The sequence below is a fragment of the Marimonas lutisalis genome (genome assembly GCF_005434965.1).
Lineage (GTDB): Bacteria > Pseudomonadota > Alphaproteobacteria > Rhodobacterales > Rhodobacteraceae > Marimonas_A > Marimonas_A lutisalis.
In genome coordinates, this window is the sequence record NZ_SKCI01000001.1 from 1,551,658 (window position 1) to 1,574,188 (window position 22,531).

Genomic DNA, 22,531 nt, shown 5'->3' on the forward strand with positions numbered 1-22,531 from the left:
GTTGTGGGCCCAACTGCCGAAAAGCCCGATCCTAAGGCGTCCGGCCCGGCAACCTGGATTTGGTATACCAAAAAAACGTTGATTGTCGAGATTGCTTTCGCTAGCGTCCCGGCAGGATGGTATACCATCTGGCGCGTGGAGGGCGCGCCACTTAATGGGCCACGCGCCTGACAAGGGAGGAATTACATGAAACTTACCTCGATTCTGAAAACCGCGGCTGTTGCAAGCGTGATCGCGGTGCCCGCCGTGGCGCAGGACGTCACGCTGCGCATTCAAACGCACTATGCCACCGAGCACCCAACCGGCCAGCGCCTGGCCACGTTCATCGACGATGTGCAGACCATGTCGGGCGGCGAGATCGCCATTGAAATGTTCTATTCGTCCTCGGTCGTGGCCACGACGGAGACCTTCGACGCCGCGATCAACGGCATCGTCGACTGCGACGCCACCGGCGGCGCCTACCAGACCGGCAAGAACCCCGCGTTCCAGTTCGTCGGTGACATCATGGGCGGGTATGAAACCCCCTGGCAGCAATATAGCTGGCTCTATCACGGCGGCGGTTACGACGCGGCGCAGCAGCTTTACAACGCGCAGGGCATGCAGCTGATCGGCTGGTCGATCTATGGCCAGGAATCGCTCAGCTCGTCGAAGCCGATTGCCGGTTTCGAAGACCTGAAAGGCTGGAAGTTCCGTTCGCCCCCGGGCATGGAAACCGAGATCTTCGAGAAGCTGGGCGCCTCGCCCATCGTGATGGACTTTACAGAGATCTTCACCGCGCTGGAAACCGGCATCATCGACGGGGCTGACGCCTCGGGCCTGGCCAACAACGTGGGTCTTGGCCTTTACGACATCGTCAAGCACGCCACCTATCCCGGCTTCCACTCGATGCCGTCGGACCACCTGGCCTGCAACCAGGCCGTCTGGGAAGGCCTGAGCGATAAGCATCGCCGGATCATCGACACCGCCTGGCAGAAGCTGAGCTTCCAGATCGCGCTCTACAACGAAAAGGCCAATGCCGAGGCCGCGGCCAAGCTGCAGTCGGAAGGCGTGACGCTGTACAACTGGTCGTCGGCCGACCGTGCCGAGTTCCGCAAGGCCGCGCAGGCCGCGTGGGATGACTGGGGCACGCGTTCACCCGAGGCCGGTGCGATCCTGGCCAGCCACAAGGAATACATGAAGCAGCTCGGCCTGATCGAATGATCCGCAGGACTGTGCGCTTGTCCTTGTGACAGCATCCGGCGGGTCCCTATCGGGGCTCGCCGATTTTTTCCAAAGAAACGGGGGGAGGCGGAGTATGCAACAGGAAAGCCTGTGGCTGGGGCGTCTTAGACAACCTGTGAAAAAGGCGATGATCGGCTTTACCGGCCTGACCATCATCTTGTTCGTCTGGCTGGTGGCGAACCAGCTTATCAGCGCAGATGCCATTGGCATGCACGAGATGATCCGCCCGCAAGGCCGGCCGTTGGTCTGGCTGATGTTGCTGAGCATCGCGGCAAGCCTGTTTTTCGCCTCGCTATACCTGTCGGACACAAAGGGCGAGATTGAACCCCAGGCCGATGGATTCTTCGACATCGTGTCCCTGGTGTGTTCGCGGCTGGCCATGATCGCGGTCGCGCTAATCGTGATCGTGATGTTTTACGAGGTCGTCTCGCGCTACGTGTTCTCGCGCCCGACGCTATGGGCCAACGAGCTTTCGCTGTGGATCGCAGCGTTCGTGTTCCTGCTGGCGGGACAATACGCGATGCAGCAGCGCAGCCATATCCGGATCTACGTGATCTATGACATCATGCCGCGATGGATGCAGAAGACCGCCGACGTGATTTCGGTGGGCCTGATCTGCGGCTTTTTCTTCGCCCTCGTCTGGGGCGGTTATAACGATGCGATCCGACGCATGATGCGTATGGAGACCTTTGGCACGGCATGGGATCCGCCCATTCCCGGCACGGTCAAACCGGCCATCCTTGTCATTATCCTGCTGGTAACCATCCAGGCGATCTCGAACCTGATCGCCGACTGGAACAAGCTGCCCGAACATCACAAGGGCATCGAGGATATCGACGAGACCGAGATCGAAAACATTCGCCGCACGCTGGAGGAGAAGTAAGCCATGGTCGATATCGGCACACTGAGCCTTATCATCCTCCTGGCGATGTTCGCATTGCTCGCCATCGGGATGCCCCTGGGGTTTGCCTCGGCCTTCCTGGCCGTGGTCACCCTGATCCTGAAATTCGATTTCGACATCCTGTTCAGGACCTTCGGACAGGGCCCCTTCTCGGTTCTGGGGCAGGCCGTTTATCGGCAGATGACGAACTATGTCCTGATATCCGTGCCGTTATTCATATTCATGGCCGCGCTGCTGGAGCGATCCGGCATCGCGCGGGACATGTACAACTCTCTAAATCAATGGCTGTCGCGCACCCGCGGCGGTATCGCCATCGTCACCTCGATCATGGCGGTGATCATGGCGGCCATGTCTGGCATCATCGGCGGTGAGGTGGTTCTTCTGGGGCTTATCGCCCTGCCCCAGATGCTGAGGCTGGGGTACAACCAGAACCTTGCCATCGGCACGATCTGCGCAAGCGGCAGCCTGGGCACGATGATCCCGCCCTCGATCGTGCTGATCTTCTATGGTCTTGTAACCGAGACCTCGATCAAGGCGCTGTTCACCGCGTCGTTCCTGCCGGGGTTCATGCTGGCTTCGTTCTTCATCCTCTACATCATCATTCGCACGCGGCTGAACCCGTCGCTGGCGCCGCTGCCCGAGGAAGATCCGAATGCCCCGAAAGGGGCAGAGAAAGGCCTGATGTTTCTCGGCTTCGTATCGCGGTTCGGCATGTGGATCGTCGGCGCGCTGATGCTGCGCGCGCTGTTCTTTACCGTGACGGGCGCGAATGCTGTGACCGAAGGGGTCGATCCGATCTTCCTGGGCATGGTGGCCGACATACCGTGGCTGGTGGGTTTCTTTGCGCTTTTCGCCGTTCTCATGGTGTTCGTCGCCGGCAAGGAACGCACCGCCAAGGGCTGGGAAATGGGCAAGGGCCTGATCGCGCCTATCGTGGTAATCGGGGTTGTTCTGGGCTCGATCTATGGCGGGATCACCGGCATCACCGAGGCCGCGGGCATGGGCGTGGTGGCGGTGTTCGTCATCGGCCTGATCCGCCGGGAAATGACCTTCGAGATCGTCTGGGACAGCCTGATGCGGACCCTGCGATCGACCGGGACGATCATCTGGGTGACGATCGGCGCCGCCGCGCTGGCCGCGGCCTACACGCTGGCGGGCGGGCCCACCTACGTGGCCAACATGATCGTGGGATCGGACCTGCCGACGATGGGCGTGATCCTGGTGATGATGGTGATCTTCCTGATCATGGGGATGTTCATGGACTGGATCGGCATCGTGTTGCTGATCATGCCGGTCTTCCTGCCGATCGTCGTGCGGCTTCCGGCCGAGGAAATCGGCTGGCTGGGGTCGATCGACGCACGCTACATCCCGATCTGGTTCGGCGTGGTCTTCTGCATGAACATGCAGGTCAGCTTCCTGTCGCCGCCCTTTGGCCCCGCGGCCTTCTACCTGAAGTCGGTGGCGCCACCGCATATCTCGCTGACGGCAATCTTCCGCGGCTTCCTGCCATTCATCGTGCTGCAGCTGCTGGCGCTGTCGGTGCTGTTGATCTGGCCGCCTATCATTACGCTGTTCCTGTAAGGCAGCGCTGTTCCGGGGCGGTTGCCGCCCCGGGCTTTTCTCAACCCTCCGGCACGGACAGTCGCCAGTGTGAATGAGCGGGCCGGTGTTGTCGCAAGAGGCATGACACATGGCCCTTTTCCTGACCCGGGATCAGATCGACGCGTTCAACGCGAACGGTGTTCTGGTCGTACCGGATGTTCTGCCGCCGCAGGTACTGAACGGGGTGAAGGCCGAATACGAGAGCCTGCTCGACGGGCTGTATTCGGCCTGGCATGCCGAAGGCCGCGTACCCGCACCCGAGGGGATGGATTTCTGGGACAAGCTCCTGGTCAGCTACGAGGCCGGATGCGACTGGTTCCAGCCGATGGACATTTCCCTGCCGGGCGACGAGATCACGCCGGAGACGCCGTTTCACTTCGGCCCGGCGGTGTTCGAGATGATCACCTGTTCGCACCTTCTGGACCTTGTCGAAGACCTGATTGGGCCCGAGATCACCTCGAACCCGATTCAGCACGTGCGCCTGAAGCCGCCGGTGCCCCGGCTGCGAGACGGCGAAATCCGCGCCCATATCGGCGGCACCGACTGGCACCAGGACAAGGCGGTGGCGCATGAGGAGGGCGACAACACGCAGATGGTGACGGTCTGGCTGGCGATGAATGATGCGACGGTCGAGAACGGCTGCCTGCAGGTGATCCCGGGCAAGCCGCAGATGTATCCGCATTGCCCCAAGACGCAGACCGCCATCGCCGACGGGTTCATTGATCCGGCAAAGGCCGTGCCGCTGCCCGTCAAGGCGGGCGGCGCGGTCATTTTCCATCCGCTGACGCCGCATGCATCGCTCGCCAATCTCTCGGACCGGTTCCGCTGGTCCTTCGACATCCGCTTCAACGTGACCGGACAGCCCACTGGGCGCGGTCATTTCCCCGAATTCGTCGCCCGCTCGCGGGCAAACCCCGAGACCGCGTTGACAGACTGGCGCGATTGGCGCGATCTGTGGGTTGCGGCCCGCGCGCGCCTGTCGGGCGCGCCGCATATTCCCATTCACCGCTGGACGGGCGACAGCCCAGCCTGCGCCTGACCACCCCCCCAAGCCGGAAATACCGCCATGAAAACCGTCCGCCTGTCAGATGCCGACAATGTCGTTACCGCCGTCACCCAGCTTCAGGCCGGAGATGACGGCGCAACCCAACTGATCCCGCGCGGCCACAAGATGGCCACGCAGCCTATTGCCAGGGGCGAAGCAGTGCGGAAATACGCGCAGGTGATCGGCTATGCCTCGGAGGATATTCCGGCGGGCGCGCATGTGCACACGCACAACCTTGAATTTCGCAATGTGGAGGCCGAATACGAGTTCGGCACTAATCTGCGCCCCGTCGCCCCTGCCGCAAAGCAAGACACGTTCATGGGCTATCGGCGCGCCACGGGCCAGGTGGGCACGCGAAACTATATCGCGGTTCTGACCTCGGTGAATTGTTCGGCCACCGCCGCGCGCATGATCGCGGATCATTTCACGCCCGAGGTTCTGGCGCCCTACCCGAACGTCGATGGCGTGGTCGCCTTCGTGCATGGCACGGGCTGTGGCATGGCCGGATCGGGCGACGGGTTCGAGGCGCTGCAACGCGTGATGTGGGGCTATGCCCGAAACCCCAACGTGGGCGGAGTTCTGATGGCCGGGCTGGGCTGCGAGATGAACCAGATCGACTGGCTGGTCGAGGCCTATGGCCTGACGCCGGGGCCGCTTTTCCAGGCGATGAACATCCAGGATGTGGGCGGGCTGCGCAAGACCGTCGAGCTGGGCATCAAGAAGATCGAGGCGATGCTGCCGATCGTGAACCAGGCGCAGCGCGAGGAGTGTCCGGCCTCGGAGTTGATGGTGGCGTTGCAATGCGGTGGCTCGGACGCATGGTCGGGGATCACCGCCAACCCGGCTGTTGGGCATGCCTGCGACCTGCTTGTGGCGCAGGGCGGCACAGGGGTTCTGGCGGAGACGCCCGAGATCTATGGCGCCGAGCACCTGCTGACCGCCCGTGCCGTCAGCCCCGAGGTGGGTGAAAAGCTGATTGGCCTGATCCGCTGGTGGGAGGATTATACCGCGCGCAACCACGGCAGCATGGACAACAACCCCAGCCCCGGCAACAAGAAGGGTGGGCTGACCACGATCCTGGAAAAATCTCTGGGCGCCGCGGCCAAGGGGGGCACCACGCCTCTGACCGGTGTCTACAAATACGCCGAGCCGGTGACCGCAAAGGGGTTCACCTTCATGGATAGCCCCGGCTACGACCCGGCCAGCGTGACCGGCCAGATCGCCAGCGGCTGCAATCTTGTGTGCTTTACCACCGGGCGCGGATCGGCCTTTGGTGCGAAGCCGAGCCCGTCGATGAAAGTGGCCACGAACACCGAGATGTACGAACGCATGACCGAGGACATGGACATCAACGCGGGTCGTATCCTGACAGGCGATGCCAGTGTCGAAGAGGTGGGCCGCGAAATCTACGAGATGTGGCTGCGCATGGCCTCGGGCGAGGCGTCGAAATCCGAAGCGCAGGGCCTGGGCGACTACGAGTTCGTGCCGTGGCAGATCGGAGCCGTGATGTGACCACCCCCCTGCCCCTTTGCGTGATCGGCGGCGGCGTGATCGGCCTGCGCCATGCCGAGGTTTCGGCCGTTTCGCCCCGGATCGAGTTGACCGCGATCGTCGAGCCCGATGAGACGCGGCAGAAGGACCTGCGGGATATGGGCCTGCCTGTCGTGACATCGGTCGGGGATGTGCCGGACCGAACCCGAGCGGCCATCGTCGCGACGCCGACGCCCGCGCATCTGGCCTCGACCCGGGCGGCGCTTGAGCGCGGCTGGCCGGTGATCGCGGAAAAACCGCTGGCCGAGACCCTGGATGCGGCACGCGCACTGATCGCGGCGGCCGAGGCCGCGGACCTGCCGCTTTTCACCGGGCATCATCGCCGCTGTCATCCGTTTTCGCTGTCGGCCCGGGATGCCCTTGGGCAGATCGGGGCGCCGGTGGGCGTGCAGGGCCTGTGGTCATTGCGCAAGCACGACACATACTATGATGTGCCGTGGCGCACACAGCCCGGTGCCGGGCCGCTGCTGACCAATCTCAGCCATGAAATCGACCTTTTGGGCTTTCTCTTTGGACGGGTGACCGAAGCGACCGCGCTGATCTCTTCGGCGCGGCGCGGGTTCGAGATCGAGGACAGCGCGGCGATTTCCCTGCGCTTCGACAATGGCGCGCTGGGATCGTTTCTGATGTCGGATGCCGGCGCGTCGCCCTGGGCTTTCGAGGCGGCGAGTGGCGAGAACCCGGCGATTGCCGCATCGGGCGAGGATTACCTGCGCTTTGTCGGCACCGAGGGCGCGCTGGCCTTTCCATCGCTGACCTTCTGGGGGCGGTCGGCACCGGGGGAGATCGAGTGGAGCAAACCGCTGCGTCGCCGCGAGGGTCAGAGCTTTGACCGGGTCGATCCGTTGTTGGAGCAGATCGAACGCTTCGCGCGGGTTGTCGCGGGCGGCGCAGATGACGTGCTGTGCACTGGGCAGGACGGGCTCGATGCGCTGGAAATGACACTCGCCGTCGCCCTGTCTGCGCGACAGGGCGCACCGGTGGCCCGCGGGGCCGTGCCGGGCGATTACAGCGGCGTCTGACAGGAGGAAGACATGACGAAACCCCGTATCGGATTTATTGGCCTGGGCCTTATGGGCCGGGCGATGGTGGAATGCCTGCAGGGCGCGGGCTATGGCGTGACGGTGCTGGGCCACCGTGACCGCAGCGGGATCGAGGAAGCGGTGGCGCGTGGCGCTACCGAGGCCAGTACAGCCCGCGACCTGGCCGAGGCGAGCGACATCGTGATGATCTGTGTCGGCACCTCGGAGCAGGTGGAAGCCCGCATTTATGGAGATGACGGCGTCCTGGCCGCGGCGCGCGAGGGGCTGGTGGTGATCGATTTCGGCACGTCCCTGCCCGCCTCGACCCTGAAGATCGGGGCGGATATGGCCGACAAGGGGGCCGCTTATCTGGATGCGCCGCTGGGGCGGACGCCGGCGCATGCGAAGGACGGCAAGCTCAACATCATGGGCGCGGGCGACAAGGCCGCCTTTGACAGGGTGAAGCCGGTTCTGGATGTGCTGGGCGAAAACGTCTTTCACCTGGGCAAGCTGGGCAATGGCCACACGATCAAGCTGATCAACAATTTCTACGCCATGACCACGGCGATGGCGATGTCGGAAGCCTTTGCCGTGGCCGATGCCTCGGGGATCGAGCGGCAGGCGCTTTACGAGGTTCTGGCCGCCGGCCCCAACCATTCGGGCATGATGGATTTCATCCGCAACTACGCTACCGAGGGCCAGATCGACCTGGCCTTTTCGGTGGCCAACGCGGCCAAGGATGTGGGGTATTACGCGCAGATGACCGCCGATCTGGAGCGCCATAGCCGGATGTCGGGCGCGGCCCTTGCCACGCTGCGCGAGGCCCGCGATGGCGGCGATGGCGATCTGATGGTGCCGCAGATGGTCGACTGGATGGCAAGACACCTGGGAGAGAAACCATGAGACTGACCGGCAAGCGTGCCTTCATCACCGCCGCGGGCCAAGGGATCGGCCGCGCGATTGCCGAGGCCTATGCCCGCGAAGGCGCGGCGGTGACGGCGACGGACCTGAACGCCGACCTGCTGGAGGGGCTGGAAGGCGCGGAGACCTTTGCCCTCGACGTGACCGACAAGGCGGTGCTGCGGCGGACGATCGAGGCGGCACGGCCCGACATCCTGGTCAATTGCGCGGGCTTCGTGCATTCCGGCACCATCCTGGAGGCCACCGACGACGAGTTCGATTTCGCCTTCGGCCTGAACGTGCGGTCGCAGTTCCACGCCATGCAGGCCGCCCTGCCCGGCATGATCGAGCGCGGCGGCGGATCGATCGTCAATATCGCCTCGGTGGCCAGTTCGATCGTCGCCGCGCCCAACCGCTGCATCTATGGCGCGTCGAAGGCCGCCGTGATCGGGCTTACGAAATCGGTGGCGCTCGACTATGTCACGCACGGTATCCGGGTGAACGCGATCTGCCCCGGCACGGTCGACAGCCCCTCGCTGCATGACCGGTTGCGCGCGATGGGCGATTACGAGGCCGCCTACAATGCCTTTGTCGCGCGCCAGCCAATGGGCCGGATCGGCACGGCCGAAGAAATCGCGCAACTCGCCATCTACCTCGGCTCGGACGAAAGCGCGTTCACGACCGGACAGGCGCATGTGATCGACGGGGGGTGGGCCACGGGCTGAGCCATGGCAATCGCGAAACCCAGAGAGGAGCGTACCGCTGCCGGCGTGATGATGATGGCGCTGGCCGTGGTCGGCTTTACCTGCATCGACACCACCGCCAAGTGGCTGATCCTAGGCGGGCTTCCGGTGCTACAGGTGGTGTTCGCGCGCTATTTCGGCCATTTCATCGTCGCGCTGGCGATATACCTGCCGCAGGAAGGGCTGCAGGTGTTCCGCTCGAACCGGCCGTTCCTGCAATTGCTGCGCTCGTTTTTCCTGTTGGGCAGCACGGTCCTAAATTTCCAGGCACTGAACCACCTGCCGATCACGGTGACAACAACGATCATGTTTTCAGGGCCCATCGTGGTGACCTTGCTGGCCATCCCGATGCTGGGCGAAAGGGTTGGGCTGCGCCGCATCGCGGCGGTCTGCACAGGGTTCGCGGGTGTGCTGGTGGTGATGCAGCCTTGGGGGGCCGAGTTTCATCCAGCGATGTTTTTCAGCCTCGGCGCGCTGTGCATGGCGTCGATGTATTTCATCATGACGCGGATGCTGGCCGGGCTGGAGGGCAATTCGACCCAGCAGATCTGGGCCAGTTTCGTGGCCGCCCTTGCGCTCTTGCCCTTTGTCATTCCCGGCTGGGCGTGGCCGTCGCATCCATTGCAATGGGTGATGTTCGGCATGATCGGCGTATTCGGCGCCTCGGGCCATATCGCGGCGGTGATTGCGCACCGCTGGGCGGATGCGTCGATCCTGGCGCCGGTGATCTATATCCAGGTTTTTCTGGCGGCGCTGGCGGGCATTCTGGTTTTCGATACCTGGCCCACTGTCTGGACGCTGGGCGGCGGCGCGATCATTATCGCCTCAGGGCTCTATATCTGGCAGCGTGAGCGCGCCAAGGCTCAGTCCTCGTAATGGCCGGCCTTGGCGAACCCACCGCCCTGGTATTTCACCGCCGGATCATTGGGATCATCCGGTTCGAAATCGGCGAACTTGGCCGCGAACTGTTCGGAACTGTCCTGCGGCTGCCAGCCGAGATAGGCCGCCTTGCCATTGTCCCACCAGCTTTCGCGGTTGTCCGAGACACCGTAGACGACCGGGCAGCCAAGGCGCGGAGAAAAGAGCATCCGTTCGATCAGGCGCAGCATGTCGCGGTCGCTCATCCAGGTGGCCATCATGCGGCGGTCTTTCGGTTCCGGAAAAAGCGATCCGATCCGCACGATCAGACTCTCGATGCCGAATTTCTTCCAGTAGTATTTCGCCAACGCCTCGCCATAGGCTTTCGACACGCCATAGATGCTGTCCGGCAGGATTTCGGCATCGGCGTCGATGCGATTTTCGCGCGGGTGAAACCCGATGGCGTGGTTGGAACTGGCAAAGAGGATGCGCTTTACACCCGCCTTCCGCGCGGCTTCGTAGACGTTGTAGGTGCCCTTGACGTTGACCTCGTGGATCAGCTCGGCGCGGTTCTCGGTCGAGATGCCGCCGAAATGCAGGATCGCGTCGCAGCCCTCGACGATCCGGGCGACGGCGGCCGGATCGGTCAGATCGCCCATGACCCAGGTTTCGCCATCGGCGCGCGGCATGTCCGGCTCGCTGACATCGCTGAGCCGCATGGTGACCTTCAATTCGTGCAGCATCGGCCGCAACAGCGTACCGATCCCGCCCGAGGCCCCTGTCATTACCACCTGCTGCATTGTCGTGCCTCCTCTGCCATGATGGAGGCAGCCTAGCAGCCTATTGCCCGAGCGAAAGACCCAGGATGAAAATCACCGACCTCAAGACCCATATCCTGCATCACCGGCTGGACCAGCCGTTTGAAAGCGCGTTTTCCACCTTTACCGACCGCTGGGCCTGCCTGGTCGAGATCGCTTGTGACGATGGCACCGTGGGCTGGGGTGAATGCCTGGGGCCTGCCGGTCCGAACGCCGCGACCGTTGCCGCCATGGCGCCGCTGATCCTGGGGCGCGATCCGCTGGCGATCGAGCCGATCTGGACGCTGATCTACAACCAGTTCCGCGACCAGGGTCAACGGGGCCTGAGCGTGACGGCGCAATCGGGTATCGACATCGCGCTGTGGGATATTGCCGGCAAGCATTTCGGCGTGCCGGTGCACGTGCTGGCGGGCGGCGCCTATCGCGACAGCGTGCCGGCCTATGCCACCGGCGGGTTCCGGCAGGTCGGGCGCGACCGGATCGCGGCGCTGGAAGAGGAGATGGCGCAACACGTCGCCGACGGGTTCGGCGCGGCCAAGATCAAGATCGGCTACGGCCATGAGATCGACGTGGCCGCCATCCGCACGGCGCGCGCCGTGCTGGGCGCTGAGCGGGCCCTGATGATCGACGCCAATCATGGCTATGACACGGTCGAGGCGATCCGCCTGGGACGCGCGGTGGCCGACCAGAACATCGCCTGGTTCGAGGAGCCGGTCGTGCCCGAGCAATTGGCCGCCTATCAGGACGTGCGCCGAGGGCAGCCCATTCCAGTGGCCGGCGGTGAGACCTGGCACACGCGTTATGCGCATGCGCAGGCGCTGGACGCGCGCGCGGTGGACATCCTGCAACCGGACGTGGCGGGCTGTGGTGGTATTACCGAGATGCGCAAGATCGCGACGATGGCGGAAACTGCGGGTGTGCGGCTGGTGCCGCATGTCTGGGGCACCGGGGTCACGGTGGCGGCATCGTTGCAGATGCTGGCCATCCTGCCCCCTGCCCCGCAGCGCCATGCGCCGTCGGACCCGTGGCTTGAATTCGACCGCACGCCAAACCCGTTCCGCATGGCGATCCTGAAACAGCCCATCACCTGTGAAAACGGGCGTGTTGCCGTTCCGGATGGCCCGGGCCTGGGCATCGAGATCGACCGTGAGGCGCTGGCCCGGTGGAGCGTGGGTGACTAGGCGTCAGCCGCGACCGATATAGGGCATGGCCGAGGCCATAACGGTCATGAACTGCACATTCGCGTCCAGCGGCAACGAGGCCATGTGCAGCACCGAACTGGCCACGTGGCGCACGTCCATGACCGGCTCGACCTTGATGGAGCCGTCGGCTTGCGGCATGCCTGTGGTCATCTTCTGCGCCATGTCGGTGAGCGCGTTGCCGATGTCGATCTGACCGCAGGCGATGTTGAAGGGCCGGCCATCGAGACTGATCGAGCGGGTCAGCCCGGTGATCGCGTGTTTCGAGGCGGTATAGGCTGCCGAGCCCCAGCGGGGCACATAGGCCGACACCGAGCCATTGTTGATGATCCGTCCGCCCTGCGGGTCCTGAGCGCGCATGATCGCGAAAGCATGCTTGGCGCAGATGAACGAGCCGGTGAGGTTGATGTCGATCAGCTGTCGCCAGGCGTCGACCTCGATCTCGTCCACGGTGGCCGAGGGCAGCGACACGCCGGCATTGTTGAAAATCGCATCGAGATGCCCCCACGCGCCCATGGCGCGCTGGAACGCGCCTGCAACGGCCGCGTCTTCGGTCACGTCGCATTCGAGCACGAGTGCGCGCTCGTGCCCGGCGGCGACATCCTCAAGCGCGGCCCCGGTGCGGCCAACGAGGCCCACGCGCCAGCCCTCTTCCAGAAACAGCTCGGCGCAGGCCTTGCCCACGCCGCGGCCCGCGCCAGTGATGATGATGCTTTTTTCCATTCTGTCCTTCCCCTTGATGGGCCCGTTTTACCGGATCAGTGGTTATCGCGCGGCAGGTCGCGGCCGACTTTCTGATAGGCTGTTGCCAGTTCCAGGCACCCGCCATCGGCCAGTTGGCCGACATGGGTGCGGTAAATCTCCTGCCAGGGTGTCTGGTTCACGATCTCGGGCTCTTTCCAGTCGGCCTTGCGGCGGGTCCATTCGGCATCGTCGACCATCGCATCGAGCGTTCCCGCGTTCAGGTCAAGCCGCACCTGATCGCCGGTCTGCAGATAGGCAAGCCCGCCGCCCACCACGGATTCGGGCGAGGCATTGAGGATCGAGGGGCTCTCGGATGTGCCCGACTGGCGGCCGTCACCCACCGTGGGCAGGTGATTGATGCCCGCCTTGATGAGCGCATCGGGCGGCTGCATGTTGACCACCTCGGCGCTGCCCGGGTAGCCCACGCAGCCGACATTGCGGATAAAGAGCATGCAATGCTCGTCGATCTTCAGCGCGGGATCATTGATCCTGTCGTGGTAATCCTCGGGGCCTTCGAACACGATGGCGCGGGCTTCGAGCACGCCTTCGTTGCCCGGCTCGGACAGGAACCGTTTCTGGAAATCCGGCGAAATCACGCTGGTCTTCATCAGCGCCGAGTCGAAGAGATTACCGGACAGCACCTTGAAGCCCGCATTCTGGCGCAGCGGCTTGTCATAGGGGGTGATGACGTCGGTATCGAGGCTTTCACAGCCCGCGAGGTTGGCGCCCATTTCGTTGCCGGTGGCGGTCATCGCGCCGGTATGGATACGCCCGGCCTTCATCAGTTCGGCCATCACGGCCGGCACGCCGCCGGCACGGAAGAAACTTTCGCCCAGGTATTCACCGGCCGGCTGCATGTTGACCATCAAGGGCACGTCATAGCCGATGGTTTCCCAGTCGCGCACGTTCAGATCGACGCCAATATGGCGCGCCACGGCCTGCAGATGCGGCGGCGCGTTCGTCGAGCCGCCGATCGCGGTGTTGACGACGATGGCGTTTTCGAAGGCTTCGCGGGTCAGGATGTCGGAGGGTTTGAGATCTTCGTAGACCATCTGCACGATCCGTTTGCCGGTCTCGAACGCCATTGCCATGCGCTCGCGGAACGGGGCGGGAATGGCGGAATTGCCGGTCAGCGACATGCCGAGCGCCTCGGCCATGGCGTTCATCGTGCTGGCGGTGCCCATCGTGTTGCAATGCCCGAGGCTGGGCGCCGAGGAACAGACGCGCGACATGAATTCCTCGTAGTCGATCTTGCCTTCGGCCAGCAGCCGACGGCTTTCCCAGACGATCGTGCCGGAGCCCGCGCGCTTGCCCTTCCACCAGCCATCGAGCATCGGACCGCCATTGAGCGCGATCGCCGGCAGATCGACCGTGGCGGCGCCCATCAGCATCGCCGGGGTGGTCTTGTCGCAGCCCGTGGTCAGCACGACGCCGTCGATGGGATAGCCATGCAGAACCTCGACCAGGCTGAGATAGGCAAGATTGCGATCCAGCGCGGCGGTGGGCCGCTTGCCGGTTTCCTGGATCGGGTGCACCGGGAACTCCATCGGGATGCCCCCGGCCTCGCGGATGCCGGCCTTGATCCGGTCCATGAGGAAGACGTGGATCTTGTTGCAGGGCGCGATATCGGACCCGGTGTTGGCGATGCCGATCACCGGCCGCCCGCCCTGCAATTCTTCGCGCGTGAATTCCTGGTTCTGGTAGCGTTCGACATAGAGCGCCGTCATGCCTGGGTTGTTGGGATTGTCGAACCATTCCTGCGAGCGGAATTTCTTGTTCGCGCGAGTATCTGTCATGGCTGTCCTCCCTTCCGTGCGGCACGGCACCTCGTCAGTCTTGTGACAGGTTTCCAATTTGGTATACCAAATGCAAGTGGATTCATGCCGAGAGGAGGAGCGGCAATGAAGATATCCCGGTTTCTGTGCTCGGCAGCGTTCTGCGCGGCGCTTCCGCTGACCGCGCGCGCCGAGATCGACCTTGCCGCGGTCAAGGCTTGCGTGGCACGGCATGCGGCCGAGGACACCCTGCCCGCGCCCTGCGTGGCCGAAGCCATGGGCGATTGCCTGGCGATGCCGGCGGATGCGCCATCGCTTGCCAGCCAGTGTTTTCGCAGCGCGCATGACAGCTGGTCCAAGGGCATCGCCGCGCACATGGCGCATATCCGCGACACGGCGCCCGAGAAGATCGCTGCAATTGCCGGGATCGAGGTCAAGTATGACCTACTCGCCGGGCTGACCCAATGCGACCGGGCCGAAGAGCTCGCCCTGCTTGGGCGGACGCCCGTCGAAACCATCCAGCGCGACAAGGACCGCTGCACCGCTGCTGCCTCGGGAATCGCCTATGTCCGGTTGCTTTGGCGTTCGCAGGACCTGCCATGACCAAGTCCCAGGCCTTCTGGCGCGGATTTCGCGATTGTGCGCCCTTCATAATCATCGTCGCGCCCTATTCGATGCTGTTTGGCGTTGTCGCGCGCGATGCCGGTCTGGATGTGCTGCAGACGATGTCGATGGCGGTGCTGGTCATCGCCGGGGCATCGCAATTCACCGCTCTTGCGCTGTTGCAGGAGAACGCACCCGTGATCATCGCGTTGCTGACCGCGCTGGCGGTCAACCTGCGCATGGCGATGTATTCCGCCGCGCTGGTGCCGCACCTGGGGCACGCGCCTTTGGGGCTGCGGGCACTGATGGCGTATCTGATGGTCGATCAGGCCTTTGCCGTGGCGGTGCGCACCTACGAGGACAACCCGGCCATGCCGACCCATGTCAAGGTGGCCTATTACTTTGGCTGCATGATGCTGATCTGCCCGTTCTGGTATGGCTTTACCCTGATCGGCGCGCTGGTGGGCCAGGCGTTACCGTCGGGACTGTCGCTGGATTTCGCGGTGCCGGTCTGTTTCATCGCCCTGCTGGCGCCGCTGTTGCGCTCGCTGCCGCATATCGTGGCGGCACTGGTCTCTGCGCTGGCCGCCGTGGCCTTTACCTGGGTGCCCTGGAGCCTTGGGCTGATCATCGCGGCCACGATCGGCATGCTGGTGGGTGCACAGATGGAACTGTTTCTGCGTCGCAGGGCGGATAGGGTAGCGCCATGATTTCGGACACGACCTTCTGGCTTCTGACCGTGCTGTTGGGCATCGGCACCTTCCTGATCCGGTTTTCCTTCCTTGGCCTGCTAGGCGGGCGCGAATTGCCGCCCGTCGTGCTGCTGCATCTCAAGTATATCGGCGTCGCGGTTTTTCCCGCGCTGTTCACGCCGCTCGTCCTCTGGCCCGAGGCGACGGGGGGCAACCCCGACCCTGCCCGCCTGATCGCCGCGGCTGCCGCCCTGCTCGCCGGTCTTTACGGCTCGGTCATCGGCGCGATCATCGCCGGGATGGGCATGCTCTATTTCGTGCAATTTCTCACCGGACAGATCTAGAAAGGTCCCAACATGATCGAAGAACCCCCTATCCTGACCATCGTGAAGAACCGCCCGCGCCCCACGCAAGCGCAGATCGACGCCTTTCGCGGCGTGCCGACCGGTTTTGTCTGTGACGCCATGGACGGCATGGGCGCGCTGGAGACCGCCATCGCGCCGGTTGGCGGGCGGGTAGATCCGCAGATGCATGCCGCGGGCCCCGCGCTGGTGGCCGAGAACGGCCCGGCCGAGATCCTGGCCACCCTGGCCGCCGCAACGCTGGCGCAGCCGGGCGACGTGATCGTGTCGTCGGTCTCGGGTTGGCAGGGCTGTTCGGCCGCGGGCGACCAGGTGCTGGGAATGATGAAGAACGCAGGCGCGGCCGGGTTCGTCACCGATGGGCCAATGCGCGATTTCGAAGGCATTCTGCAGGTCCGCCTGCCCGCCTGGTGCACGGGGCTGAACCCCAACTCGCCCTATGGCAACGGCCCGGGCCGCGTTGGCGGCAGCGCCGTGATTGGTGGCGTCACCGTGGCCACCGGCGACCTGATCGTGGCCGATTGCAACGGGGTGGTCGTGGTGCCGTTCGCCCGCATCGACGCGGTCATCGCGACACTGGCCAAGGTGCGCGCGCTTGAAGCCGATCTCGAGACCAAGGTCGGTGACGGCTTCCGGTCTCCGCTGGACCTGGACGAGATGCTGGCCGCGGGGCGCGCGGTCGAGATCGACTGAACAGCGCGCGGGCCAACCGCAGGTCAACTGAAAGCGCTTCTGGCGCCCGCCGATTCCTGGGTCTTGAAGATCGAGCTATTGTCGGGCGCCGGCGGCAGAGGCATGCGGACCGGCACCTGTTCGAGACGCGGTTCAAGACAGGGCTGCCCGGTGACCATGCGATCCTGCAGATCGGCCCAGAAACGCCGCTGGCCCAGTTCGTGAATATAGCTTGACGCGCCGAGGATCGGCCAGGCATCGGCTGAAGCGCATTCATAGAACAAGATCAGGCGCGCCCGGTCGCTGACATTCGGGGCCGACCCGTGCAATGTGCGGCAGTGATGCACCGTCATGCTGCCGGCCTTGCCAGTCAGGGTGACAGCCTTGTCACGCTGAAAAAGCGGATCGTCGGGATCAATGGCGCCGGCGAAGACGCCGTTCATATGATGCGAGAGTAACGGACCCTTGTGCGTACCCGGGATCACCATCAGTGGTCCGTTTGCTTCGTCCACGTCCTCGAGCATCAGGCCAAAGGCCAGGAGATCGTCATTCGTGTGCGGATAGAAGGCCCAGTCCTGGTGCCATTCCACAGCGGCCCCGCCGCCCGGCGCCTTGGTGTTGAGTTTTGATGTGATAATCGATGTGTCGGGCCCCAAAAGATCGGTCAGCACCTCGGTGACCTGCGATTGCGCCAGGATTTCCCAGAAACAGGGATCGCGCTTGTGTGGCAGCTTGATCCGCGTCAGCCGGGGAGTGTCGCGCGAATGGCCCTTATCGAGGTCATAGACCTCGTCGCTTTCGCCGACATCCCGCGATGCGTCGATCAGCCGGTAGGTAATCTCCTGCAAGCGCGCCAATTGCTGAGGCGTGACGGCATCTTCGACCATCAGGTAGCCGTTGTCCTGGTAGAAGGCTTTTTGCGCGTCGCTCAGCATGTCTTTCCTCCGAAAGGAAAAGGACGCCCTCAGGCGTCCTTTTTGGTGACCTCTTCCATATCAAGACCGTTGAGACGACCCACGTGATCAGACAGCATCGGCACGTAGTCATCGGCAGCGCCGATCGCCTCGACATGGGTGTAGTAATGCCGCGCGGCGGCGGCCATGATATTTACCACCCCTGCATCGGATGCCATCGCGTTGACATAGCGCAGGTCCTTGGCAGCATTGGCGATGGCGAATTTATGCGCGTCGCGGTTGCGGTCGACGACATAGCTCATGAACGTGTCGAAGAAGCCGCAGCCCATCCGGCTGGGGGCGATCACCTCGCGCAGTTGGGCAGGAGAGATACCCACCTTGGCCGCCAGCACCGTCGCTTCGGAAAAAAGCGCGCCATAGCTCATCGAGATGAAGTTCATCAGCAGTTTCATTTTGTGGCCGGTGCCGACAGGCCCCATGTGGGTGATCGAGCCGGCCCAGGTATCGATGACCGGCTGCACGCGCTCGAACACGGACGCATCGGCGCCCACCATGGCATCCAGCGTGCCTTCCTCGGCCTCTTTCGGGGTGCGCCCGAGCGGTGCGTCGACCATCGCCGCGCCCTTTGCCGCCAGATCGACGGCGAGCGCCATGGTCGACGTTGGATCGGCCGTCGTGGTGTCGATCACGACCAGGCCGTCATGCGCGCCGGCGAGGATGCCGTCCTCGCCGCGGATGACCTGCTCCACCTGGGGCGAGTTCGACAGGCAGAGATGGATGATGTCGCATTTCTCGGCCATCTCGCGCGGGCTGGCCGCTTCGGTGGCGCCCATGCCGACAAGGCTTTCCACCGGCGTGCGGTTGCGATGCCCCTTGATGATCAGCGGATAGCCCGCCTGCAGGATGTTCTTGGCCATACCATGGCCCATCAGGCCCACGCCGATGAAGCCCACCACGGGTTTATCGCTCATATCCATCTTCTCCCTCGATTCAGATTCCAGTTCGTGCCTAAAGGCTAGCGGTGATCCCGCCATCCACGTAAAGTGTGTGGCCGTTGACAAAACTTGATGCCTCGGACGCCAGGAAAACGCAGGCGCCGACCAGTTCCTCGACCCTGCCCCAGCGTCCTGCTGGCGTGCGTTTTTCCAGCCATGCGCAGAATTCGGGGTCGGCCACCAGCGCCGCATTGAGCGGGGTGTCGAAATAGCCCGGCGCTATGGCGTTGCAATTGAGGCCGTGTCGCGCCCAGTCGGTCGCCATGCCCTTGGTCAGATTGGTTATCGCGCCCTTGGAGGCCGTGTAGGGCGCAATACCCGGCCGCGCAAGTGCCGACTGGACCGACGCGATATTGATGATCCGCCCGGCGCCACGCCCGATCATGTGCCGCGCTACCGACTGGCCGACATAGAAGGCCGAATTCACATTGGTGCGCATCAGCCGGTCGAAGGCGTCGACCGGGAAGTCTTCGAGCGGGGTGCGGTGCTGCATCCCGGCATTGTTAACGAGGATATCGATGGCGCCGTGCTTAGCCTCGAACTCGTCGACGGCGTCGCGCACGGCCGCTGCGTCGGTGACATCGAAGACCAGCGCTTCGACCGAGGCGCCTTCGCCGCGCAATGTTTCTGCCGCCGCGTCGAGCCGTGCTGAATCGCGCGCGTTCAGCACCACGGAGGCGCCTGCCTGCGTCAATCCGCGTGCCAGCGCAAAGCCGATTCCCATCGACGACCCGGTGATCAGGGCCCGCCGGCCGCTGAGATCGAAGAGCTGCATGATCCCTCCCCTGCCGCGTGGTTTGCGGACGGTTGACATTCCCCGTCCGAGCGGCCTTGATTGCGAAAATGGTATACCATTTTGACGGCGTTGCAAGCCGTCGATGCACGGGAGGCCCCACCGATGAAAGCGCTATACGCCCACGCGGCGCGTGACCTTCGCCTGTCGGCCTGTGACAGCGCCGATCCCGGACCGGGCAAGGTGGCGATCCGGCTGGCCCGCGGCGGAATCTGCGGTTCGGATCTGCACTACTACCTGCATGGCGGCTTTGGCACCGTGCGCCTGAAAGAACCCATGATCCTGGGCCACGAGGTGGCCGGCTATGTCGAGGCGCTGGGCGAAGGCGTTACCGGTCTGGCAAAGGGCGATCTCGTGGCGGTTTCCCCTTCGCGGCCCTGCGGGCATTGCGGCGAATGCCTGCGTGGATTGCCGAACCAATGCCTGAACATGCGCTTCTACGGCTCCGCGATGCCGTTTCCGCATATCCAGGGCGCTTTTCGCGAATGGCTGATCGCCGATGCGAGCCAATGCGTGCGCGCCGAGGACCTTGACCCGGCCGAGGCGGCGATGGCGGAACCGCTGGCGGTGGTGCTGCACGCGCTGCGCCAGGCCGGCAATCTTGTGGGCCGGCGCGTTCTGGTGACAGGCTGCGGCCCGATCGGCGTACTGGCGATCCTGGCCGCGCGCCGCGCCGGCGCCGAAGAGATCATCGCCACCGACATTGCCGACAACGTTCTGAATTTCGCGCGTCAGGCGGGCGCCGACGTGACGCTCAACACGGCCACGACACCGGATGCGCTGGCGCCTTATTCCGGCGGCAAGGGATGCCTTGACGTGCTTTTCGAATGCTCCGGTGCGGAGCAGGCGCTGCGCGGTGCGATCCCGGCGTTGCGCCCGCGCGCCACGGTGGTGCAGCTGGGCCTTTCCGGCGACATGGCAGTACCAATGATGCAGATCACCGCGAAAGAGCTGAACCTGCGCGGTTCCTTCCGTTTTCACGAGGAATTCGCAACCGCCGTTGCGATGATGCAAAAAGGTTTGATCGACGTGCGACCGTTGCTGACGCACAGCTTTCCGCTGGCGGACTTCCAGGTAGCCTTTGATACGGCGGCAGACCGGTCGCAAGCGATGAAAGTGCAACTGGAGTTCACCTGATGCTGACATTCGCCGCCGCGGTCTTCTTTCTGATCATCACGCCCGGGCCGGGGGTTCTGTCGACCGCTGGTGTCGGCTCGGGCTATGGCTTTCGCGCGGGGTTGCGCTATGTGCTGGGGCTTTTTATCGGCACCAACCTTGTAGCGCTGGCCGTGATCACCGGCGTGGCCGCAATCGTGCTGTCGGTGCCGGTTATCCGGATCGTGCTGATGGTGGCTTCGACCGCCTACCTTCTCTATCTCGCCACGAAGATCGCCTTTGCCGGATCGAAGATCGCCTTCATCGAGGCCAAGACCGCGCCCGGCGTCACCGCAGGCATTCTGCTGCAAGCGATCAACCCCAAGGCCTATGCCGTCAACACGACGTTTTTCGCGGGTTTTCCCTTTGCCCCCGACAATCTGATGTTCGAAACTCTGGCCAAGCTGGTGATCTCGAACGCGATCTGGATCCCGATCCACCTGGGCTGGCTTTTTGCCGGGGCCACGCTGCACCGGCTGAACCTGTCGGAAGACGCGCATCGGCGCATCAATTACCTGATGGCGGCCTCGATGCTCGCGGTTGTCGTGCTGGCCATTCTTGCAGGTTTGCGCCAGTCATGAACCATGAGACCGCCCTTTCAGAGCTGAGCGGATTGCTGGGTGACCGCCTGTCGACGAGCATGGCCGAGAGAGAATTGCACGGACAGAACGAAACCTACTATGCGGCGATGCCGCCTGATGCGGTGGCCTATCCGGAAACCACCGCCGAAGTTTCGGAGATCCTGAAGATCTGCAATGCGCATGGCTGTCCGGTCACCGCTTATGGTGCGGCCAGTTCACTTGAGGGCCAGCATCTTGCCCGGGCGGGTGGCATCAGCCTCGACATGGCGCGGATGAACCGGGTTCTGGCGGTCAATGCCGAAGACATGAATGCCGTGGTGCAGCCTGGCCTGACCCGCAAGTTTCTGAACGAAGAACTGCGCGCGACCGGGCTCTTCTTCTCGGTCGATCCGGGCGCCGATGCCTCGCTGGGCGGGATGGCCGCAACGCGCGCCAGCGGCACCACTGCCGTGCGTTATGGCACCATGCGTGAAAACGTGCTGGCATTGGAGGCGGTGATGGCCGACGGCACGGTCATCCGCACCGGCACGAAGGCGCGCAAGTCCTCGACGGGCTATGATCTTGCGCATCTGCTGATCGGATCGGAAGGCACGCTGGGGATCATCACCGAACTGACGGTCAGGCTGCATGGCATCCCCGAGATGACCGCCGCCGCCACCTGCCGTTTCGACAGTGTGGAAGACGCTGTCAACTGCGTGATCACCACGATCCAGGCGGGCCTGCCGATGGCGCGGATCGAGCTTCTGGACGAGATGATGGTGCGTGGATTCAACGCCTATTCCCACGCCGGACTGCCGGAAAAGCCGCATCTTTTCCTGGAGTTTCACGGCTCGACCGCGGGCGTTGCCGACCAGATGGACACCTTTGGCACAATCGCCGACGAGTTCGGCGCCGAGGCCTTTCGCACAGCCACCACGACCGAAGATCGCAATGCGCTCTGGGCCATGCGGCATGACGCGCATTATGCCAGCGCCGCGCTGGGGCGTGGCAAGCACATCTGGCCCACGGATGTCTGCGTGCCGATCTCGCGGCTGGCCGAAGCCGTCGTGCAGGCGCAGACCGATGCGCGCGAGATGGGCCTGACATGCACCATCGTGGGCCATGTGGGCGATGGCAATTTCCATGCCGGCCTGAGTGTCGACCCCGAAGACGCCGAAGAGATGGCCCGCGCGAAGGAGTTTACCGACAAACTGGCCAGAACCGGGCTGCGGCTGGGCGGCACGGTCAGTGGCGAACATGGTATCGGCATCGGCAAGCGGCAGCACATGGCCGCCGAACACGGCGATGCGCTGGGTTTCATGCGCCGGATCAAGGCCGGGTTTGACCCGAACAACATTCTCAACCCGGGCAAACTGTTGCCCGCCAACGCCTGAGAGGAGCCCGTC

At 63.9% G+C, this 22,531-nt stretch carries 23 protein-coding genes; 17 read left to right on the plus strand and 6 right to left on the minus strand.

The window, feature by feature from the left end:
- The first annotated feature begins 186 nt into the window (after positions 1 to 186).
- The 9 genes from E0501_RS07415 (at position 187) to E0501_RS07455 (ending at position 9,861) form a co-directional block, all read left to right on the plus strand.
- On the plus strand, positions 187 to 1,200 hold the full coding sequence (locus tag E0501_RS07415; RefSeq protein WP_137700663.1) for a TRAP transporter substrate-binding protein: 1,014 nt from the start codon (positions 187 to 189) through the stop codon (positions 1,198 to 1,200).
- Positions 1,201 to 1,294: 94 nt separating this feature from the next.
- On the plus strand, positions 1,295 to 2,104 hold the full coding sequence (locus E0501_RS07420; RefSeq protein ID WP_137700664.1) for a TRAP transporter small permease subunit: 810 nt from the start codon (positions 1,295 to 1,297) through the stop codon (positions 2,102 to 2,104).
- A 3-nt stretch (positions 2,105 to 2,107) separates the two neighbouring features.
- On the plus strand, positions 2,108 to 3,703 hold the full coding sequence (locus E0501_RS07425) for a TRAP transporter large permease (protein WP_137700665.1): 1,596 nt from the start codon (positions 2,108 to 2,110) through the stop codon (positions 3,701 to 3,703).
- Between the two features lie 109 nt (positions 3,704 to 3,812).
- The gene (locus E0501_RS07430; RefSeq protein ID WP_137700666.1) at positions 3,813 to 4,763 is read left to right on the plus strand and encodes a phytanoyl-CoA dioxygenase family protein; all 951 of its coding nucleotides are present in this window, start codon (positions 3,813 to 3,815) and stop codon (positions 4,761 to 4,763) included.
- A gap of 27 nt (positions 4,764 to 4,790) precedes the next feature.
- The gene (locus E0501_RS07435) at positions 4,791 to 6,281 is read left to right on the plus strand and encodes a UxaA family hydrolase (protein WP_137700667.1); all 1,491 of its coding nucleotides are present in this window, start codon (positions 4,791 to 4,793) and stop codon (positions 6,279 to 6,281) included.
- Positions 6,278 to 7,342: a Gfo/Idh/MocA family protein gene (locus E0501_RS07440; RefSeq protein ID WP_235857766.1), complete on the plus strand. Its 1,065-nt coding sequence runs from the start codon at positions 6,278 to 6,280 to the stop codon at positions 7,340 to 7,342. Before E0501_RS07435 ends, E0501_RS07440 begins: the two co-directional genes overlap by 4 nt.
- A gap of 12 nt (positions 7,343 to 7,354) precedes the next feature.
- Positions 7,355 to 8,245, plus strand: a complete 891-nt coding sequence (locus E0501_RS07445) for an NAD(P)-dependent oxidoreductase (RefSeq protein ID WP_137700668.1) — start codon at positions 7,355 to 7,357, stop codon at positions 8,243 to 8,245.
- The gene (locus E0501_RS07450; protein ID WP_137700669.1) at positions 8,242 to 8,967 is read left to right on the plus strand and encodes an SDR family oxidoreductase; all 726 of its coding nucleotides are present in this window, start codon (positions 8,242 to 8,244) and stop codon (positions 8,965 to 8,967) included. The genes E0501_RS07445 and E0501_RS07450 overlap by 4 nt, the downstream gene beginning before the upstream one ends.
- 3 nt (positions 8,968 to 8,970) lie before the next feature.
- On the plus strand, positions 8,971 to 9,861 hold the full coding sequence (locus E0501_RS07455) for a DMT family transporter (protein ID WP_137700670.1): 891 nt from the start codon (positions 8,971 to 8,973) through the stop codon (positions 9,859 to 9,861).
- Here the strand turns inward: E0501_RS07455 and E0501_RS07460 are convergent.
- A complete protein-coding gene (locus tag E0501_RS07460; RefSeq protein WP_137700671.1) occupies positions 9,849 to 10,643 on the minus strand; it encodes an NAD-dependent epimerase/dehydratase family protein in 795 nt (264 codons plus the stop codon). The two genes, E0501_RS07455 and E0501_RS07460, sit on opposite strands and share 13 nt — an antisense overlap.
- 65 nt (positions 10,644 to 10,708) lie before the next feature.
- Here E0501_RS07460 and E0501_RS07465 point away from each other — a divergent pair, with 65 nt between their 5' ends.
- Positions 10,709 to 11,842 (plus strand): mandelate racemase/muconate lactonizing enzyme family protein, encoded by a 1,134-nt coding sequence (locus tag E0501_RS07465; protein WP_137700672.1) that lies wholly within the window; start codon positions 10,709 to 10,711, stop codon positions 11,840 to 11,842.
- 3 nt (positions 11,843 to 11,845) lie between these two features.
- Here E0501_RS07465 and E0501_RS07470 read toward each other — a convergent pair whose 3' ends face one another.
- Entirely contained in the window at positions 11,846 to 12,583 is a 738-nt protein-coding gene (locus tag E0501_RS07470) for an SDR family oxidoreductase (protein ID WP_137700673.1), read from the minus strand.
- A 35-nt stretch (positions 12,584 to 12,618) separates the two neighbouring features.
- Positions 12,619 to 14,400, minus strand: coding sequence for an IlvD/Edd family dehydratase (locus tag E0501_RS07475; protein WP_137700674.1), 1,782 nt, complete (start codon positions 14,398 to 14,400; stop codon positions 12,619 to 12,621).
- 105 nt (positions 14,401 to 14,505) lie between these two features.
- Here E0501_RS07475 and E0501_RS07480 point away from each other — a divergent pair, with 105 nt between their 5' ends.
- The 4 genes from E0501_RS07480 to E0501_RS07495 are packed head-to-tail and all read left to right on the plus strand — an operon-like array spanning position 14,506 to position 16,729.
- Complete coding sequence (locus tag E0501_RS07480) at positions 14,506 to 14,982, plus strand: hypothetical protein (RefSeq protein WP_137700675.1); 477 nt, start codon at positions 14,506 to 14,508, stop codon at positions 14,980 to 14,982.
- Complete coding sequence (locus tag E0501_RS07485) at positions 14,979 to 15,692, plus strand: AzlC family ABC transporter permease (RefSeq protein ID WP_137700676.1); 714 nt, start codon at positions 14,979 to 14,981, stop codon at positions 15,690 to 15,692. Before E0501_RS07480 ends, E0501_RS07485 begins: the two co-directional genes overlap by 4 nt.
- Positions 15,689 to 16,018 carry an AzlD domain-containing protein gene (locus tag E0501_RS07490; RefSeq protein WP_137700677.1) on the plus strand — a complete coding sequence of 110 codons (330 nt, stop codon included), beginning with the start codon at positions 15,689 to 15,691 and terminating at the stop codon, positions 16,016 to 16,018. Before E0501_RS07485 ends, E0501_RS07490 begins: the two co-directional genes overlap by 4 nt.
- 12 nt (positions 16,019 to 16,030) lie before the next feature.
- On the plus strand, positions 16,031 to 16,729 hold the full coding sequence (locus E0501_RS07495) for an RraA family protein (RefSeq protein WP_137700678.1): 699 nt from the start codon (positions 16,031 to 16,033) through the stop codon (positions 16,727 to 16,729).
- A gap of 23 nt (positions 16,730 to 16,752) precedes the next feature.
- Here the strand turns inward: E0501_RS07495 and E0501_RS07500 are convergent, their stop codons facing one another.
- Genes E0501_RS07500 through E0501_RS07510 form a run of 3 tightly spaced genes read right to left on the minus strand, consistent with a single transcriptional unit; the run spans position 16,753 to position 19,392 of the window.
- Entirely contained in the window at positions 16,753 to 17,643 is an 891-nt protein-coding gene (locus E0501_RS07500) for a phytanoyl-CoA dioxygenase family protein (RefSeq protein WP_137700679.1), read from the minus strand.
- A 29-nt stretch (positions 17,644 to 17,672) separates the two neighbouring features.
- On the minus strand, positions 17,673 to 18,593 hold the full coding sequence (locus E0501_RS07505) for an NAD(P)-dependent oxidoreductase (protein ID WP_137700680.1): 921 nt from the start codon (positions 18,591 to 18,593) through the stop codon (positions 17,673 to 17,675).
- Positions 18,594 to 18,630: 37 nt separating this feature from the next.
- Complete coding sequence (locus E0501_RS07510) at positions 18,631 to 19,392, minus strand: SDR family oxidoreductase (RefSeq protein ID WP_137700681.1); 762 nt, start codon at positions 19,390 to 19,392, stop codon at positions 18,631 to 18,633.
- A 123-nt stretch (positions 19,393 to 19,515) separates the two neighbouring features.
- Here E0501_RS07510 and E0501_RS07515 point away from each other — a divergent pair, with 123 nt between their 5' ends.
- The 3 genes from E0501_RS07515 to E0501_RS07525 are packed head-to-tail and all read left to right on the plus strand — an operon-like array spanning position 19,516 to position 22,519.
- The gene (locus E0501_RS07515; RefSeq protein ID WP_137700682.1) at positions 19,516 to 20,547 is read left to right on the plus strand and encodes an L-idonate 5-dehydrogenase; all 1,032 of its coding nucleotides are present in this window, start codon (positions 19,516 to 19,518) and stop codon (positions 20,545 to 20,547) included.
- Positions 20,547 to 21,146, plus strand: a complete 600-nt coding sequence (locus E0501_RS07520) for a LysE family translocator (protein ID WP_137700683.1) — start codon at positions 20,547 to 20,549, stop codon at positions 21,144 to 21,146. Before E0501_RS07515 ends, E0501_RS07520 begins: the two co-directional genes overlap by 1 nt.
- Positions 21,143 to 22,519, plus strand: coding sequence for an FAD-binding oxidoreductase (locus tag E0501_RS07525; RefSeq protein WP_137700684.1), 1,377 nt, complete (start codon positions 21,143 to 21,145; stop codon positions 22,517 to 22,519). Before E0501_RS07520 ends, E0501_RS07525 begins: the two co-directional genes overlap by 4 nt.
- Positions 22,520 to 22,531: the final 12 nt, after the last annotated feature.